The organism is Peribacillus sp. Bi134 (assembly GCF_918698065.1).
Lineage (GTDB): Bacteria > Bacillota > Bacilli > Bacillales > DSM-1321 > Peribacillus.
Genome location: NZ_CAKKLN010000002.1, coordinates 115,442 through 132,689, shown reverse-complemented (window position 1 = coordinate 132,689; position 17,248 = coordinate 115,442). Strand labels below are relative to the sequence as shown.

Sequence of the window (17,248 nt, the reverse complement as noted above, 5' to 3'; positions counted from 1 at the left end):
CACGGTTGGTTTACACAGCCAAGTTGAAAACCTTTTTTGCACAACATCACTGTAAGCAGAAAAAAAGGCTACACCTCTTAAAGTGTCCCCTCATATTCCTTCACCTTTTTATAGAAAGTCGCTTTCTTCATGTCCACTTCTTCAATGAACTTTACAGCTGTGATTCTCCCAGCTTTCCATTCCTTGTATAACCTGCCCCACTCTTTAGGTAGTTCTAAAACTGGTCTACCTAAATGCTTTCCTTTAGCTTTAGCAACCGCAATACCCTCAGATTGACGCTGTTTAATATTAACTCTTTCCTGTTCAGCCATTGATGTATAAACCTCTATGATGATGTTGTTAATCATATCGATAACCCATTCGTTTCCTGCTGATACGTCCTGCATGGTGGTAGGAAGGTCGATAATCTTAACCCTGATCCCTTCTTTTTTGAAGTGTTCTAAGTAACTCTTAATCAAGTCTTTATTACGCCCTAAACGGTCAATAGACTTGATATAAAGGGTATCGCCTTCCCTCATAGCTTTTAACAAGTTCTGAAAGCCCTCACGTTCCATATCCTTACCGCTTGCCTTATCACTGTATATGTATTTCTCGTCCGTTACATAGCCCTTTACAGCTTCATATTGACGGTCTAGATTCTGTTCCTTAGACGAAACTCTTATGTACGCAAAATTGATTCCCATGAATAAAACCACCGTTTCTTAATCTGATAAGTCTTAATATACACCAACCGTACATAAAGAACAATTATTTTATAGACGTTCATAAAGGTTTATTTTAAACACTTAATAGACTCTATCTGGGTTGTTTCTTTACCGTCTATTATTGTGTACCTTTCTAGACTATAGAATCAATCAATACTCAGCACTAATGATTGAGGCTATACAGCACCACAGGAATAAGGGGTTGGGGTCTATCAATAGTGTCAATCAAAAGGGAAGGGCTATATAAGGCACGCCGCACGCACCTACCTACCGCATGCCCACACCGTACCATATAGAGGCACTAAAAGGGATAACGCACAGCATAGGCAAGGCACGAGGCACGCCTCACCACCACCACACGAGGCAAGGCAAGGACAATAGAATGAATGAAGAACAATGAAGAAGAACAAGAAAGAAGAAACAACAATAAAAAGAGAATGAAAGAATGAAGATCAGCGAGGCTAGGTAGTAGTAAGTAATGAGGCTAACCGCACAGCAAGGCATGGCAATATAAGGAAGCCTGTACCATGGGGAGGCGGGGGGGTGTCTGTGTGGTGATCTGGTGTCTGCAAAATATACACTATATTTTTAAAAACCTTTTGGGGAACTCGGGTTGCAGAGGAAGAGGTTCTATGTGAATTAACTTTTACTTCTCAAATGGTTGCCTTATTATTAAACTACGAGATAGTTAAGTATAAACGTAGGGGGTATTTTAATTGATTAGACAAGTGGTATTAAGTGAAGAAGAATACGAAGAAATCCAAGGACAATTGGCAGACTATTTGAGAATTAAAAACCAACTAAAAGAATTAGAAGAGACAAAGGTACAATTGGAAAATGTAAGTGAAGAGTTTGAGGAACTTAGAAATTTGGTTAAGGATATGTTTAAGAATAGATTAAGAGGAGTAGAATTTTCTTATCGCGAAACTGGAAAATATTACAATAACTATTTATTTCTAAATACAGAAATCGTAGCTGAACTTTTTAATATGTTTTTTGAGGAAAAATTTTATAATGAGACTGGGTTAAAAGTAGATAGATATTGGAATATCAAATAGTGTCTTAAAAAACTTTTTAGGAGGAATGGCTGCTGTGGAAAATAAAACTAAAATGACTGCTGAACAGATACTAAAAGCTATGGAAGAAATGGATAATGAGGAACGTATAAAGCTATAAAACGCAATGCTTCATAAGCACTTTAATAACAAGCACTTAAAGAGGTGCTAGAAAGGGAACGCCACAGGGCATCATATCCTGAGGACTTTGAGAAAGGGTAAAAAGGGAAACTGATTAAAAAAATAGCCTCTATAAAAGAGGCTATCAAGAAACATCATTTTCTTTTAAGTATGCTGCTAGCTTTTCTAAATTTTCATAGTTCCCTTTTGAAAAATAATTATCATAACTCTCAATACGGTCTATTGTATAAGGATTTTGTAGCAGGTCATGAATTGTATTTAATTGAAATCTAACCTTTTCTTTTAATTTTGAAACTTCCTTTTCCTCCGTTACTAAAGTTGCTTGTCTACTTTGGTGGTTGGACTCAAATTGGTCAATTTCTTTTAATTTATCACTTAGCTTTATTATTTTTTCCCATTCATAGCCATCGAAGTATTCTGGTTTGTCGTCTTCTAATAACTCACCTTTAGTTATTAGTTTATTTATAAACATATTTTTTTTACCTGTTATCTCAATATCTTTATTACATTTTACAATAATAGAAGATATTCTATTTAATTTTTGTATATCCTCTTCTTTTATCCAATTAGGTTTTTCTTTAAATTCATAGTCTTGTTTATGTATTAGTTTATCTAAGAGGTATCTATAAAATTCTATAGAATAAGCAAGTTCATTAAGCTTATCTTTATCTTTAACTATTTTTGTTTCGTATTGGGACATTACTTTTATTGGTTCCTCATAATTTCTAAATATAGTTTGTAGCAAAAACATATATTGAATTTCACTCAAAAACTCAATGTAATTATCCCAATTTTCTTGTTTTACAAAGTTAGGTTTAGGTTCGGTTATAGTTTTATTTATACCTTTTAAATCAAAATATTTTTGTTTTGATTTATAGTTAATATATTCATCACTAATCAGTCCACTTATTTCTCTCTTTAAAGAGTCGGGTAAATTCCCCAATTTTTCCGCTACACTAACTCCAAATGAAACCACTTTTTCGTCAGAATAGAATATATTAGGGCTTAATATGTAATATCTTATTTTTATTTTAAATGCGTCCACTGCTTCTTTCTTTATTTTATTCCAATCTTCTTCAGATAAATTTGGCTTATCATTCATTATTAAAATTTTGTAGCTATTCCATTCTTCTATGTTAACTTCTAGATACCTTCCTAATAAATCACCTTGAATTTTCACTTCTAAGAAATTTTTTAGTAATTCAGCCCACTCCTTTTCCTTAAAGTAAAAAGGTTTTTTCCGGAAAACAAATTCTATATTTTCACGCGAGGGATTAAGCGTCCTCTTTAACTTTAGGTAAGTATAAGAACTTCTTAGATTAAACATAGAAAACACCAATATATAAAGAGTTAGAAATATATTGGGCAAACTAAATATATTAGTGTTACTTTCTAAACCATTTCTTGCATTACCATCCTCACTCTTTATGGTGAGTATTTTTTCATCCAATCCTTTAATATCTGATTCAATTACTACTGTGAATTTTCCATCTGGTGGTAACTGAGAATAAACTAATTCAAAGCTTCTACCTTTATATATTTCAACTTTATCTGACTCTGAATCCTGTATCACTCTAGATTTCTTAATATCTGCATCAATTTTCAATTGTATACCTTTTGCAGTTGAATTCCCTGAATTCTTAATTTCAACTTGTTGAATGTTATTATTTGCACTTTCATTACTAACAGGTATGTTATCTGACACCGTATAGACAACATCTGGTTTGTCGGTTTGAAGGTAGAAAATAATAAACGGTGACAGTAAAGCTAAGATCGATATTATTAAACCTAATTTTTTCATTAAATTCCCCACCTCGTAATACACTCATTTAGAACACATATTTACAATCAATATTTTAACACTATATTCCAGTAAAAACCAAAAGGATTTCCACATAATATAATTATCTAAGAAGCTTCACCTTTATTAAACTCTTAATACTAAGACAGAATATTATCTTTCTTTGAAAATCGAGATTAAAATTTTAACTTTCTATTGGCAACGTAAATAATCTCTTGAAAAAAGATAAACAGTAATTATATAATAAAAGTCGGAAACATTGTTTCGGAAACGTCAGACACTTTTATCTAGTATTTACGCATGGTATACGGTAAAAGCATGGAAATTGCCGTTATAATACGATTTATAAACAGTCCAAGCCTACTTGTTAAGGAAACTGTAATAAGCAGTACCTCCTAAGCTGTAGGTCGTAGGTTCGATTCCTATCTGGGACGCTAACTAAAAACCCTGTTACAATGCGGTTCTTCCGCGTAGTAACAGGGTTTTTTCTGTGATTTATGGGGCGGTTAGACAAGTTCATAAAAAAAATCCGAGCCCTGTAAAACACAGAACTCAGATTTTTTATATAAAGATAACCAATAGACCCAAACAAAACTCCCTTTAGCTACACTTACTTTCTATCTAAGCCTATCTCGTTGATTTTTTCATCAAAAATAGGTCCGAAACTTTCAGAATAAGTATTCGTTAAATGTCTATTGTCCCGGTAAATTATAACATTACCAATAATGGGCTGAAATTCACCGTTCACTTTAAAGTAATCTGTTAAGTCAATTTTATGCAATGATTTATTCTCTTTTTCAAATTGTCTCCAAAAGCTTTCGTCTTTCTGATTATCTACTGAATTCATTTTTTTTGTTGTTTCTTCTATTCCATGTGTTTCTAATGATTCCAGTACATTAAAACTATATCTTGGATCATCACGAACCGCTAACACTTCAATACCATATTCATCTTTAACATACTGCAGCTGATCAACCATCTGTTGTTGTATTTTATTATTAGGCGTATCAGAAGCTGTGGCGTGAGAAATGACAAGATCTACATCTGCATCCTTTAGATAATCGAGAACATTATTGACCCAGATACCTTTCAAATCATCATCCGTATAACCTGTTGAAAAACGTGTACCTGAACGGGTCATATTCAATACACGATAATTATCATCTTTTGTAGCTTTTAATATGGCACCTAACCAATGCTCTGAATGGGAACTGCCGATCAGGGCAATTGTAGCATCGTAATTTTCAGTTTCGCCATATTCCCCAATTTTCAAGTCACTTTCCTTCAACCCTTGGTTACTGCCGTCCAAATGCGATTGTGGTAAATCATCAAAGACTTCAGAATATGATGGAATTGGTTCCTGATCAGGTATATCATCAGGGTTTTTTACAGCTAACGCTCCTGGATAATTTTTATCGTTTATATTATTTTCCAGCCTATTTTTATCTATATATACTCCAATTAAAAGCGATGCAATCAAGAGTACATTCACACTGCCCATTATCCCGAGTCTCTTGAATGAGAATTTGTTGTCCTTTGAGCTTCGGATTGGTTCTTCTATATATCGAGTCATTAAAAAAGAAAGGGCAATTGATGAAATGATAATAAGAGTTCCGACGATGAATCCTGGAGTTTCTTGGACATTATAACGATAGAACTCCAATAATACCCAATGCCACAAGTAGATACCAAAAGCGATTCCACCTAGCTTCACCATTACAGGTGAACCTAAAAAGCGTTTGACACCATATTTTGTATCGCGTGTACCAGACAAAACAATGAATAATGCGCAGGTCATTGGCCATAAGGCAATATAACCCGGAAACATTTCAGATACATTGAAAACTATTCCCGTTAAAATTAAACCGATTAACCCAAGCCACCCTATCACTGTTGCTATATATTTATTTACCTTAATTGATGATAAATTGATACAGAGCAAACTGCCTAAAGCAAATTCCCACACACGTGTCATCGTTATGAAATAAGCCCATGGCTGATTGACAGAGGTTAAATATATGGAATATATAAAAGAAGAAACAAATAATATTCCTAAAATCGTATTAATTAATGTTTTAACTTTAGTTAATTTATATTTTTTTATTAAAAATAAAATCAAAGTAAATAATAAAAACCAAATTATATAAAATTGTCCCTGTATAGACAAAGCCCAAAAGTGTTCAACAGGTGTTTTCATTTGACTGGAATCTAAATAATCTGTGCTCGAAAAAGCAAGTTGCCAGTTTTGATAGAAAAACATGGAGGCAAATACTTCATGTATAGTTTTATCTAAAATTGATTTAGGTAATAAAAACCAACTTAAAACCAAAACAATTGCAAGAATAAAAAATACAGAAGGAAGTAATCTTTTCATTAATTTGGTGACATATGGAAGAAAACGAAATTCCCCTGTTCGATTAATTGTGGAAACAATTGAAGTAGTAATAAGAAAACCTGAAATTACAAAGAAGACATCAACCCCGCCAGAAACACGATTAAGCCATATATGATAAACCGCCACCAGCAGTGCGGCAACAACACGTAACCCTTCGATTTCGGGTCTGAACTTACTCTCAGTATTAATTAATTTTTGATTCATTTGATTCTATCTCCTACCTTTTGTCATGCATACAATTTAAAATTATATCACTTTACAATAATGATTTGTCAACATAGTAGAAAAGGTTCTTTAATTTTCACAAGTACGGATTTTTTTCCAACTTTTCAACCAAGGCCCCTTACAGAAAATGTCGTTGCCTGGGCACGAAGCCTACAGCAGAACTTTACTTTATGAAAAAACGTTAGTCCACCATGGGGCATTATGGATATTTGGAAGCAGACGCAAACTCGGCATGTTACAACTTGTTATTCAGAAACATAATCATGTTTTTTTAAAAATATATGTTTTATCCTGTCCCATCCGGGTATATGAATACTGTAAGACATTCTCACCAAAGGAGATGATAGTGCATGATGAGTACAATCAGAAGCCAATGGAACAAAGAGAATGACGCAGCGGTGTTTAGTCCCGGTGATCAGCGTTAGAGTCAATTGAAGAGATGGATGATAATCAAATATGGGAATTACTAGTCTTCTCATCCAAAGGAGGAGGATACGATCATGAGTATTTACAGCCTATGGAATCCAGAGAATGATGAAGCAATTTTCAGTCCGGGTGATCAGAAGCCATTCAGTACGCTCATACGAGTAGATTCGGATAAACACACACACACTGACAAAACACTTGAATATGAATTACATGGCACCGTACTGAATGAAATGTAACAGATGCAGGATATATGGAAAGGGATGGAGCGAGCGCTCCATCCCTTTCTGCCGTCTTTTTCTTTTATACCAATTTTGCGTTCATAAAGCTGCAACCTTGTTGTCTGGAAAGACGGGCCTGCCGACAAGGAAATTTCCCCATACCTGCTCCATGCAATTAACTCCATAAAAAAGAGCCCTTCACCTTGGAACTAAAAGTGAAGGACTCTTTCCTTTATTTATCGAATTTCAGTTTTGCCAAGGCATCCGCCAATGCAGTATTGATCGGCTCTTCTTTATTTTGCTTTTTCATATAATTGGATACTTCATTTTTGGATACTTTTTGATTTTTATTTTGCCCTCTTCGTTTATTGTAAGAAGAAAGCTTTTCGTGGAAACCGCATTTACAGGTGAATGTCTGTGCATCTCCTTGACCGCGCATTTCCATCTTTTTGTGACATTGTGGGCATCTGGCATTTGTTACACGTGAAACACTTTTTTTGTGACCGCATTCACGATCTTGGCAGACGAGCATTTTACCCTTTTTACTATTCACTTCTAGCATCAGCTTGCCGCAATCAGGGCATTTCGTTCCTGACACGTTATCATGCTTGAATTTTTGGTCACTATTTTTGATTTCAAAAACGATATTTTTGGCATAAGCGCGCATATCGCCGATGAAGGCCTGTTTTGGAAGCTTCCCTTTTGCTATCGCAGTTAACTTTTGCTCCCATTGGGCTGTCAAAGCTGGAGATCGCAAGTCTTCAGGTGCCAATTGAAGAAGTTGTTTTCCTTTCGAGGTAACATGAAGGCCCTTTCCTCTCTTCTCGATCAGGAAGCTATTGAACAATTTTTCAATAACGTCAGCCCGCGTTGCCACAGTTCCAATCCCGCCAGTTTCACCAAGAGTCTTGATGAGCTCTTTGCTTTCCCCTGCCATGAAACGTGCAGGATTCTCCATCGCCGAAAGAAGCGACCCTTCATTGAATGGTTCCGGCGGTTTCGTTTCACCCTCTGTTTGTTTCACAGTCGAAATGGTTAAACTGTCACCTTTTTGAACATTCGGAAGCAGTTGCTCAGCAAGGCCATCCTTAGCTTCTTCCTCATCGAATTGGTGATCATAGACTTCCTTCCATCCTGATTTCAGGACGACCTTCCCTTTTGCCATGAACGTTTCCTGCCCCATTTTTGCGGTGATGGTCGTTTGTTCATATTCAAAAGGCGGCATCAATACAGCAAGGAACCTTTTAACGACCAAATCATAGATTTTCGATTCTTTGTCGCTCAGTTTTCCCGGCAGCGGCGTTTGCTCAGTGGGGATGATTGCATGGTGATCAGAAACCTTGCTATCGTCCACGAACGATTTATTTGTTTTAATCGGGCTGCGCAGAATCCTAGATGCATACTGGGCATATGGTTTAATGCTTACAGCCTGTAATCTTTCTTTTAGCGTATCAACCAAATCCGTTGATAAAAAGCGTGAATCCGTCCTTGGATAAGTCAAGACCTTATGGCTTTCATATAAGCGCTGCATGATCGATAAAGTCTCTTTCGCCGAATAGCCGAATTTCTTATTGGCGTCCCTTTGAAGTTCTGTTAGATCATATAATGAAGGGGCAAAACTTTTCTTATGTGCCTTGTTCACTTCAACCACTTCTGCACTTTTCCCCTTAACGGCTGCAAGAACCTTTTCTGCCTTGGTTTTATCGAATGTGCGGATATCTTTTGATTGGGCATCTTGCCAGATCAGTCGCAAATTGGATTCTGCAATTGCCGAAACGCCATAAAATTTCTTAGGCTGGAACTGTTTTATTTCTTCTTCTTTTTTTGCAATCATCGCAAGTGTCGGCGTTTGGACCCTCCCGCAGGATAACTGGGCATTATGCTTCGTTGTTAGGGCACGTGTCGCGTTCATCCCAACGATCCAGTCCGCTTCCGCCCTTGCTACAGCAGAGGCAAATAGGTTTTCATACTCCTTGCCATCCTTCAGATTTTTGAATCCATCTTTGATCGCTTTATCCGTTACAGAGGAAATCCAAAGCCGTTTGACCGGCTTCTTCACATTCGCTTTTTCGAGAATCCAGCGTGCAACAAGTTCCCCTTCACGGCCTGCATCCGTTGCAATGATGACATCCTTGACATCATTGCGATTCAATTGTGTTTTAACCGATTGAAATTGTTTGCCTGATTGCTTGATCACGACCAATTTCAAAGCAGGCGGCAGCATGGGCAGGTCCTCAAGGCGCCAAGTTTTATATTTTTCATCATAAGATTCCGGATCTGCATGGGTGACCAAATGACCTAGTGCCCAAGTGACGATATACTGATCGCCTTCAAAAAAGCCATTACCCTTTTTCCCGCAATTCAGTACTTTTGCTATATCTCTGCCGACCGAAGGTTTCTCGGCCAGTACGACTGTTTTACTCATAATAACATCCTTTCGCTTTTAAACTGGTTCCTCCATTATCTCATATAATTTAAGACAGGGCGATAATGCACGGCATGGCATTGGATCCATTGGTTCACATTAAGGATTACCCTTCGAGGGGCTCCCCGTACCCACATATATGTAAATTAATAGATTAGATAGCAATCCCGTGCAGATTTTAGTATGATGAAACGTAGGGATTTTTTCAAATTAATTGGGAGGTTCAATATAAATGAGCTTACTTTCTATAGATAAATTAGCACACAGCTTTGGCGACCGTACCTTATTCAAGGATGTTTCCTTCCGCCTGATGGCCGGCGAACATGTTGGTCTGGTCGGGGCAAATGGTGTCGGGAAATCAACGATGATGAATATCATTACAGGGCAACTTATCCATGATGATGGCCGGGTCGAATGGACACCGGGTGTCGAATATGGCTATCTTGATCAACATACGATACTTTCAAAGGGTAAATCGATTCGCGACGTCTTGAGGGATGCATACTTACCTTTATTCGAGCAGGAAAAAGCACTGAATGAAGTTACAGAGAAAATGGGTACTGCCACTCCGGAGGAACTTGAAGAACTCTTGGAACAAATGGGTGAAATCCAGGACAAGCTGGAAGCCGGCGGTTTTTACAATCTGGATATTAAAATTGAAGAAGCGGCACGCGGTTTAGGGTTGGATGCAATCGGTTTGGACCGTGATGTCTCTGCCCTAAGCGGCGGACAACGGACAAAGGTTTTACTAGCCAAGCTACTTTTGGAACAGCCTGAAGTACTGCTCCTTGATGAACCGACGAACTACTTGGATGTGGAGCATATCCGCTGGCTGAGCAGCTACTTAAAGGAATATCCTAATGCATTCTTATTAATTTCGCATGATACCGAGTTCATGAACGGCGTCGTCGACGTCATCTTCCATCTTGAATTTTCTAAATTGACCCGTTACACGGCAACTTATGAAAAATTCCTTGAGCTGGCTGAATTGAATAAAAACCAACATATTAACGCCTATGAAAAACAGCGCGAATTCATTAAAAAGCAAGAAGATTTCATTGCAAAGAATAAAGCACGCTATTCAACGACCGGACGGGCAAAGAGCCGTCAAAAGCAATTGAATCGCATGGAACGCATCGATCGTCCGGAAACTGCAATGAAACCTACCTTTGACTTTAAAGAGTCACGTGCGAGCAGCCGTTATGTCTTTGAAGGTGAAGATCTGGAAATCGGATATGACCGCCCATTGCTTCCGAAGTTGTCCATGACCATCGAGCGGGGAGAAAAAATTGCCGTGGTCGGCTGTAACGGAGTTGGTAAATCCACTCTATTAAAAACGATTTTGGGTAAAATCGATCCTCTAGGCGGTAAAAGATCACTTGGCGATTTCCTTTTTTCTTCGTATTTTGAACAAGAAGTGAAAGCAGGCGATACGACGCCGATCGATGAAGTATGGAATGCATTTCCGCATCTGGACCAACCGCAGGTACGTGCGATTCTTGCCCGTGTCGGTTTGAAAAATGAGCACATTACACGTCCGATGAGCCATCTAAGCGGTGGAGAACAAGCTAAAGTGCGCCTATGTAAACTCATGCTTACCGAAAGCAATTGGCTGTTATTCGATGAACCGACGAACCATTTGGATGTCGTTGCAAAAGAAGAACTGAAACGTGCATTGAAAGAGTATAAAGGAACGATTGTCCTCGTATGCCATGAACCTGATTTCTATGAAGATTGGGTTACCAAAGTATGGGATGTAGAAGAGTGGTCGGCACAAAATTAATTTTTTCGGGGATGTCGCAGAAGCGGCATCCCCTTTATTAAGGAATAAATAAAAAAGCTGACTGAAAGGGCTCCTTCAGTCAGCTTTCATTTCCTCATCATGCAGCTTAAACTCGTTCCGCCACCAAGGTATATGTTTTCGGAAGCCCAATATCATGGATTTTATGATTCGGTTCTTCCTCGAGCACTTTAATAACGAGCCCTGATTGACCTATTGACGTTATAAGTTCCCCGATTGTCCATTTACGCTGTACAACTCTTGAAAGGCTCCCTTTTTCCTCATCCGGCATATGCTTCGAAAAAGCGACCTCATTATTTTCGATTGCCGGAGCGAAATAGTTGCCTGTGACTTTGTGTTTTTTACCATTTGAAGTAATGAGCTTTGTTGAAATCGGGTGAAATTCATGCAGTACGAATCGGCCTCCAGGTTTCAGCATCATTTTAATTTTTTCAAATAACGGCTGCAGATCTATTAAGTAATGAAGTACACCGAGCTCCATTAAAACCAGATCCTGATTCCCCGATTCATGCTCGGATGATAGCGAAAGGACATCCGAAACTATATACTCGATGGAGACTTTGGCGCCACTTGCCAGCTCATTTGCAAACATTGCGTTTTCCTGGGAAAAATCAACGACTTTCACTTCTGCTCCCAATATGGCCAGTGCAACTGCCTTAACACCGTTCGATCCCATCAAATGAGTGATTTTTTTGCCGGATATTTCCCCCATATATTTATAAAAAGGGTGCAGTCTCCATTTTGGGTTCTGTTTGATTTTTGATGCCAATTCAACGGGATCTCCATAACGATTGACAAGCGCTAAATAATTATTCTGGTTCCACGCCTGTTCATTTTCCGCTGTGAACCCCTTCTGCTCGGCTGATAAGTAAGCATGAATCTCGGCACTGAACTTTCTCATTTCTTCTTCGTATAAATAACTGTATAACGACCTGCACCAAACCTCCATATCCCCCATCTTTATGGATAAACGATAAGGGTCCGTTTTAATGGTCGTGTTAAACCGGCAGCGAACAGTGACAGAAATCCCCTCGACATCCATTAGAAAGAATGCAGTCTCAGGACTTCTTTCAGGCTTTGTTGGCGCGTATTCGGAAAAAAGATCCAAAGCCTCATTAAAGACATCCCATTGTACATCCATGTCGATTTTCTTATATTCATCGATATCCACTCCTTGTACGAAAAGAGCAGATCGACCTGAATATTGGTAGGGAATATTAGCTTGATCCAATATGTTCGCCATTAATGTGATTGTTTGATAATAACTTGCCTTCATATGTACCTCCTAAACATCAAAAGAGCATGACAATTATTCTTCTATAGCAAATTCCAAACCGGTACTCGTAATGGCAATCAGCTCTTCATCGTGGCGATCTATGCCATAAACGAGTAATGTAACAAGCATATATATGGCTCTGAACCGGGCTAGGCTCTCTGTTTCCTTTTCGATTTCACCATAGATTTCGAAAAAAGCCCTGCGCACCTCTTTTGGGAAATAACTGTATAAAAAGGAGAAATCAATGGCTGGATTCCCGATATGAACATCTCCCCAATCAATAACACCTGCGAGAAAGCCTTCGTCATCAAGTAAAACATTCCGGATATGAATGTCTCCGTGAACGAGTGAAATCGGATGCTGAACGTCCAATTCACCTAAGGTTTCAACAAAATCCTTAACTGCATGCGCCTGTTCAAAGTATCCTAGGTTTATTAGATTCGAGACATTTTCCATAAGTGATTTCTTTCGATAAGGTACATCAAGCCTCATCATCCCATCAGGCTGCACACCCAAACGCATAGCCCTTTCGACAGGGAAACTGTGAAGAACCTTCAAAAAGCGGGCAAATCTTTTTGCCGATTCGACCTTATTTGCTTTTGTTCCTTCTACAGGCAAGTGTCCCTTCACCATTTTATAACCGGTAAAAGGATAAGGATACAAAGTGCTTGGTTTCCCAAAAAAGATTGGTTCAGGGATAGCAAGCGGAAAAGTGCCTGCAATGGAAGGCAAAAGCTGATTTTCCACTTGAATCAACGTAACTGCAATAGGGCGGCGGGGAAAACGGAATACAAATTGCCCATTGATTTGTATGACCGTGTTATCGAAACCCTCCCCAAGTTGCTTGATCTCTTTCAACTCAATTTCCGGAAACTGCAGCATGATCAATTTCCCTGCCAGATCCAGAGAAACTGGATATTCTGCCAACCAAGGCTTGTTCACTCCCGTCTCCCCCTTTTACCGGTTTCTCCCTCTATTGGGGCTGCTGCCAGATCCACCTCTGCGATTACTCGCCCCTTCTGTACTAGTTGATCTACGGCTGTCTCTCTGACCTCCTCGTGGATTGTCACGCTTTTGTCCACGGCTGTCTTCCGAGCGGCCACTCCGCGGATTCTCTCGCCTTGGTCCACGGCTGTTTTCCGAACGGCCTCCCCGTGAATCCTCACGTATAGGTCCGCGGCCGTTTTCCGAACGAACTCCCCGTGAATCCTCACGTATAGGCCCGCGGCTGTTTTCCATCCGGCCTCCACGTGGTTTCTCCCTCTCGACTTCACGATTATCCGCTTGATTTACAGAACGGTGACTGCCCCGATTCGGTCCTCTCGTATCTATCCGTTCCCTATGTTTCCTTCCCCCTCCCGAACGCGGGCGGCGGGTACCCTCATCGGAAGAGTCATCATGACGCTTCCTTTTTTGCCTCACCTCATCGGGTTGGAACATTTTCACTCCTTCAATCGTCCTTCTTTCGATTTTCATGGATATCCCTTTTTCAATATCGCTTAAAAGCTGAAGATCCTTCGTTGCTATGAAGGTTACAGCCAAGCCGTTCTCACCCGCTCTGCCCGTCCGGCCAATTCGGTGGATGTAACTTTCTGCATCCTCGGGAACATCATAATTAAACACATGGGTCACGCCTTCTACATCAAGCCCTCGTGCAGCAACGTCCGTTGCCACTAAATATTGAAGCTTTGCGTCTCTGAAGTTTTTCATCACACGTTCCCGCTTTGCCTGTGAAAGGTCACCATGAAGCTCTTCAGAATTGAATCCAGCTGCCTTCAGGGCATCATTCAAAACCGAAACACGCCGTTTTGTACGGCAAAATATGATCGCAAGGTATGGCTGTTCTTCTTTGATCATGTTGATTAATGAAGATTGTTTGGCACGATCGGTCGTCTCGATGACAAGCTGCCTGATTTTCTCGACCGTTACTTGCTCTGCCTTCACAGCGGCAGTTAATGGTTTAGTCATGTAGCGTTTTGCCAATTGATGCACCTGTTCAGGCATCGTTGCTGAAAAGAGCAGCGTTTGGCGCTCATCTGGAAGCTGTCCCATGATCTCTTCCACTTCTGGTAAAAACCCAATATGAAGCATTTGATCAGCTTCATCAAGCACAAGTGTTTGAGTTTGTGAGAGATCAATGGTGCCTCTTCGTAAATGATCTAATAACCTTCCTGGCGTGGCGACCACCACGGAGATGTTTCTTGTCAGCTTTTTCATTTGCTGCTCGACATCCTGTCCGCCATAAACTGCAAGCACTTGAAGTCCCTCGATTTCATCAGCGAATTTTTTCAATTCAGCAGTGATTTGCAAAGCCAATTCCCTGGTTGGCGTGACGATCAATGATTGTATGTGGGATGCGGCGGGATCGACCTTTTCCAAGATTGGCAGCAAAAATGCCAAAGTCTTCCCCGTTCCCGTCTGCGCCTTCGCGATGACATCCCTTCCAGCAAGGATATCTGGTATCGATTTCTCCTGAATCGGGGTAGGGGCGGATATTCCTATTTGCTTTAATATGTTATTAATCGCCGGGCTGACGCCAAGGTCGATGAATTCTGTCATGTATGGGCCTACTTTCTGAATTTCTTCATTTAATTGACTGATAAATCCACTTTAATGGTAACAGCTTCGTTCACTTCATGTCATTATCCTTAGTCTAAGCTATTTGTTAGTATATCATTATCTATTTTCGAGAAAACCTGTACCTTAAAATTTTTCATGCTATTGTACTTTAGTTATTTTTCTAATATAATTTATAAGATTTATTATCATCGAGCTACTTACTTGAAAAAGGGTAAGCATCTCCTCCTTGTAGATTTTTGCAAGGATTTTTTGTATAGAAAAAAGGAGTGACCGCATGTTTAAATTAAAAGAACGGAATTCAAATATTAAGACGGAAGTACTTGCGGGGCTTACAACCTTTTTAACACTGGCTTATATCATCGTTGTAAACCCAATGATCCTTTCTGATGCCGGTGTTCCATTCGACCAGGCATTCACAGCAACCATAATCGCAATAATAGTCGGTACCCTATGCATGGCCCTTTTAGCCAATTACCCAATTGTCATAGCACCGGCAATGGGATTGAATGCTTATTTTGCATACTCGGTATTGGGAACCCATGATATCTCATATACAGTTGCTTTCTCTGCAGTCTTTGTTACGGGCATCATCTTTATCCTTTTATCCCTAACCTCTTTCCGTTCAAAATTGATCGAGGCCATACCAAATAACTTGAAACATGCTATCAGTGCCGGAATCGGGCTTTTCATCACCTTCATCGGACTGCGTTTGTCAGGTGTCGTCACACAGCATGAATCCAACCTGGTTACCCTTGGAAGCTTCAGGGATCCCAGCGTGGCGCTTACATTGGTTGGTTTGGTCATAACGATCGTACTGATCGTTCGCAATGTGCAGGGAGCGATATTCATCGGAATGATCGTGACTGCCATAATCGCTTTCTTTACAGGCCAATTGGAAATTAACGGCCTGGTTTCCACCCCTTCATTACCGGAAGGCATTATAGTCGCCAATCCCATCACATCTATCGCCGATGTCATTAACTACGGGCTATATGGCGTCGTCTTCTCCATTTTGCTTGTAATGCTATTCGATACGACCGGTGCTTTATTAGGAATTGTCCGCCAAGCTGGATTGCTGAAGGAGAACAAGCTTGAAAAATCCGGCAGTGCCTTCTTTGCAGATTCCGTCGGCACTACTGTCGGTGCCATGTTCGGTACAAGCCCGACCGCTGCCTCGGTTGAATCATCAGCTGGTGTAGGAGCGGGCGGCAAGACAGGTTTAACCGCTTTGGTAGTGGCCATCCTTTTCTTGATAACAGCCTTCTTTAGTCCATTGATAGGAGCTGTCTCAAATGTAGCGGCAATCACGGCACCTAGCTTGATCATCGTGGGAAGCATGATGATTAAGAGCATTAATGAAATTGACTGGACACACTTTGATGAATCATTCCCAGCCTTTTTGGTCATTGTCGCCATGCCTTTGACATCAAGCATCGCCAACGGGATAGCACTCGGATTCATCGCCTACCCCATTTTAAAAATGGCAAGAGGCAAATTCCGTGAAGTGCATCCGTTCGTGTACATGTTTGCTGCCCTATTTCTTTATCAACTGATTTTCCTGGCTTGATCATCTCATGAAGGGCACCATGGGATAATAAAAAGGAGTGTTCAATTAGGCTAATTGAACACTCCTTTATTTGTTTACGTGCAATTATTTTATAACGTTTTCTTTCTGCTTACCTTTAATCACACTTGGCACCCCAACCGCCGTGCAATTATCGGGAACGGATGTCAAAACAACTGCATTTGCCCCCACTTTCGAATTCGTGCCAATTCGGATGCCGCCCAATATTTTAGCGCCCACTCCAATATATGCATAATCACAAACCTCAGGAGCTTTTCTGATTTCTTTACTTTGCCCGAACGTTACTTGATGCAATATTGTAACATGATCCCCTATTTTAGTAAACGGATTGATTATAATGCCTTTAGCTCCATGTGGGAGGTGCAATTTTTTTCCTATATGAGATTGCGCAGGAAATTCACAGTTCATGAAGAGTCTTATAATTAACAAATCAACCATGCGGTACAAAATCCATAATACTTGTTTTAAGATTGGAACGTTCACTTTATAGTAAATTATATTGCCTATCCGGTAAACAAACATGACGATTATTCCGTGGATTCCGCCCAATCTCCCCCAGTTACCAATAAACGCCAATTTATTTATCCATTTAAATAATCCCATAGCAAACCTC

12 protein-coding genes are annotated in these 17,248 nt (G+C 39.7%); 4 read left to right on the top strand and 8 right to left on the bottom strand.

The features are described from left to right. Nucleotides 1–77 precede the first annotated feature (77 nt). Nucleotides 78–683, bottom strand: coding sequence for a recombinase family protein (locus LQ188_RS03575; RefSeq protein WP_230176073.1), 606 nt, complete (start codon nucleotides 681–683; stop codon nucleotides 78–80). A gap of 737 nt (nucleotides 684–1,420) precedes the next feature. Between LQ188_RS03575 and LQ188_RS03570 the strand changes: the two genes are divergently transcribed. Beyond that, the gene (locus LQ188_RS03570) at nucleotides 1,421–1,762 is read left to right on the top strand and encodes a chromosome segregation protein (RefSeq protein WP_230176072.1); all 342 of its coding nucleotides are present in this window, start codon (nucleotides 1,421–1,423) and stop codon (nucleotides 1,760–1,762) included. A gap of 262 nt (nucleotides 1,763–2,024) precedes the next feature. Here LQ188_RS03570 and LQ188_RS03565 read toward each other — a convergent pair whose 3' ends face one another. Further along, complete coding sequence (locus tag LQ188_RS03565) at nucleotides 2,025–3,701, bottom strand: hypothetical protein (RefSeq protein WP_230176071.1); 1,677 nt, start codon at nucleotides 3,699–3,701, stop codon at nucleotides 2,025–2,027. 610 nt (nucleotides 3,702–4,311) lie between these two features. Then, nucleotides 4,312–6,300, bottom strand: a complete 1,989-nt coding sequence (locus LQ188_RS03560) for an acyltransferase family protein (RefSeq protein WP_101223907.1) — start codon at nucleotides 6,298–6,300, stop codon at nucleotides 4,312–4,314. A gap of 521 nt (nucleotides 6,301–6,821) precedes the next feature. Between LQ188_RS03560 and LQ188_RS03555 the strand changes: the two genes are divergently transcribed. Beyond that, entirely contained in the window at nucleotides 6,822–6,986 is a 165-nt protein-coding gene (locus LQ188_RS03555) for a hypothetical protein (RefSeq protein WP_230176070.1), read from the top strand. Between the two features lie 214 nt (nucleotides 6,987–7,200). Here the strand turns inward: LQ188_RS03555 and LQ188_RS03550 are convergent, their stop codons facing one another. Continuing rightward, a complete protein-coding gene (locus tag LQ188_RS03550; protein ID WP_230176069.1) occupies nucleotides 7,201–9,393 on the bottom strand; it encodes a DNA topoisomerase III in 2,193 nt (730 codons plus the stop codon). 232 nt (nucleotides 9,394–9,625) lie between these two features. Here LQ188_RS03550 and LQ188_RS03545 point away from each other — a divergent pair, with 232 nt between their 5' ends. Further along, complete coding sequence (locus tag LQ188_RS03545; RefSeq protein WP_034316019.1) at nucleotides 9,626–11,176, top strand: ABC-F family ATP-binding cassette domain-containing protein; 1,551 nt, start codon at nucleotides 9,626–9,628, stop codon at nucleotides 11,174–11,176. A gap of 106 nt (nucleotides 11,177–11,282) precedes the next feature. On the opposite strand, the gene LQ188_RS03540 is transcribed toward LQ188_RS03545, so the two are convergent. From LQ188_RS03540 to LQ188_RS03530, 3 genes are read right to left on the bottom strand one after another with little or no spacing between them, the layout of a single operon-like run. Next, the gene (locus LQ188_RS03540; RefSeq protein ID WP_230176068.1) at nucleotides 11,283–12,470 is read right to left on the bottom strand and encodes a methyltransferase domain-containing protein; all 1,188 of its coding nucleotides are present in this window, start codon (nucleotides 12,468–12,470) and stop codon (nucleotides 11,283–11,285) included. 33 nt (nucleotides 12,471–12,503) lie between these two features. Further along, nucleotides 12,504–13,412 carry a phosphotransferase gene (locus LQ188_RS03535; protein ID WP_101223909.1) on the bottom strand — a complete coding sequence of 303 codons (909 nt, stop codon included), beginning with the start codon at nucleotides 13,410–13,412 and terminating at the stop codon, nucleotides 12,504–12,506. Nucleotides 13,413–13,427: 15 nt separating this feature from the next. Further along, the gene (locus LQ188_RS03530) at nucleotides 13,428–15,029 is read right to left on the bottom strand and encodes a DEAD/DEAH box helicase (protein WP_230176067.1); all 1,602 of its coding nucleotides are present in this window, start codon (nucleotides 15,027–15,029) and stop codon (nucleotides 13,428–13,430) included. 295 nt (nucleotides 15,030–15,324) lie between these two features. Here LQ188_RS03530 and LQ188_RS03525 point away from each other — a divergent pair, with 295 nt between their 5' ends. Further along, nucleotides 15,325–16,617, top strand: a complete 1,293-nt coding sequence (locus LQ188_RS03525; protein ID WP_101223911.1) for an NCS2 family permease — start codon at nucleotides 15,325–15,327, stop codon at nucleotides 16,615–16,617. An 84-nt stretch (nucleotides 16,618–16,701) separates the two neighbouring features. Here the strand turns inward: LQ188_RS03525 and LQ188_RS03520 are convergent, their stop codons facing one another. Further along, nucleotides 16,702–17,238, bottom strand: coding sequence for a serine acetyltransferase (locus tag LQ188_RS03520; protein ID WP_230176066.1), 537 nt, complete (start codon nucleotides 17,236–17,238; stop codon nucleotides 16,702–16,704). Between the last annotated feature and the right edge of the window lie 10 nt (nucleotides 17,239–17,248).

Bases quoted from the DNA above. Each gene is read 5' to 3' on its own strand.
- LQ188_RS03555 (WP_230176070.1), top strand. From the start codon at position 6,822: ATGAGTATTTACAGCCTATGGAATCCAGAGAATGATGAAGCAATTTTC.
- LQ188_RS03565 (WP_230176071.1), bottom strand. From the start codon at position 3,701: ATGAAAAAATTAGGTTTAATAATATCGATCTTAGCTTTACTGTCACCG.
- LQ188_RS03525 (WP_101223911.1), top strand. From the start codon at position 15,325: ATGTTTAAATTAAAAGAACGGAATTCAAATATTAAGACGGAAGTACTT.
- LQ188_RS03550 (WP_230176069.1), bottom strand. From the start codon at position 9,393: ATGAGTAAAACAGTCGTACTGGCCGAGAAACCTTCGGTCGGCAGAGAT.
- LQ188_RS03540 (WP_230176068.1), bottom strand. From the start codon at position 12,470: ATGAAGGCAAGTTATTATCAAACAATCACATTAATGGCGAACATATTG.
- LQ188_RS03520 (WP_230176066.1), bottom strand. From the start codon at position 17,238: ATGGGATTATTTAAATGGATAAATAAATTGGCGTTTATTGGTAACTGG.
- LQ188_RS03530 (WP_230176067.1), bottom strand. From the start codon at position 15,029: ATGACAGAATTCATCGACCTTGGCGTCAGCCCGGCGATTAATAACATA.
- LQ188_RS03575 (WP_230176073.1), bottom strand. From the start codon at position 683: ATGGGAATCAATTTTGCGTACATAAGAGTTTCGTCTAAGGAACAGAAT.
- LQ188_RS03560 (WP_101223907.1), bottom strand. From the start codon at position 6,300: ATGAATCAAAAATTAATTAATACTGAGAGTAAGTTCAGACCCGAAATC.
- LQ188_RS03545 (WP_034316019.1), top strand. From the start codon at position 9,626: ATGAGCTTACTTTCTATAGATAAATTAGCACACAGCTTTGGCGACCGT.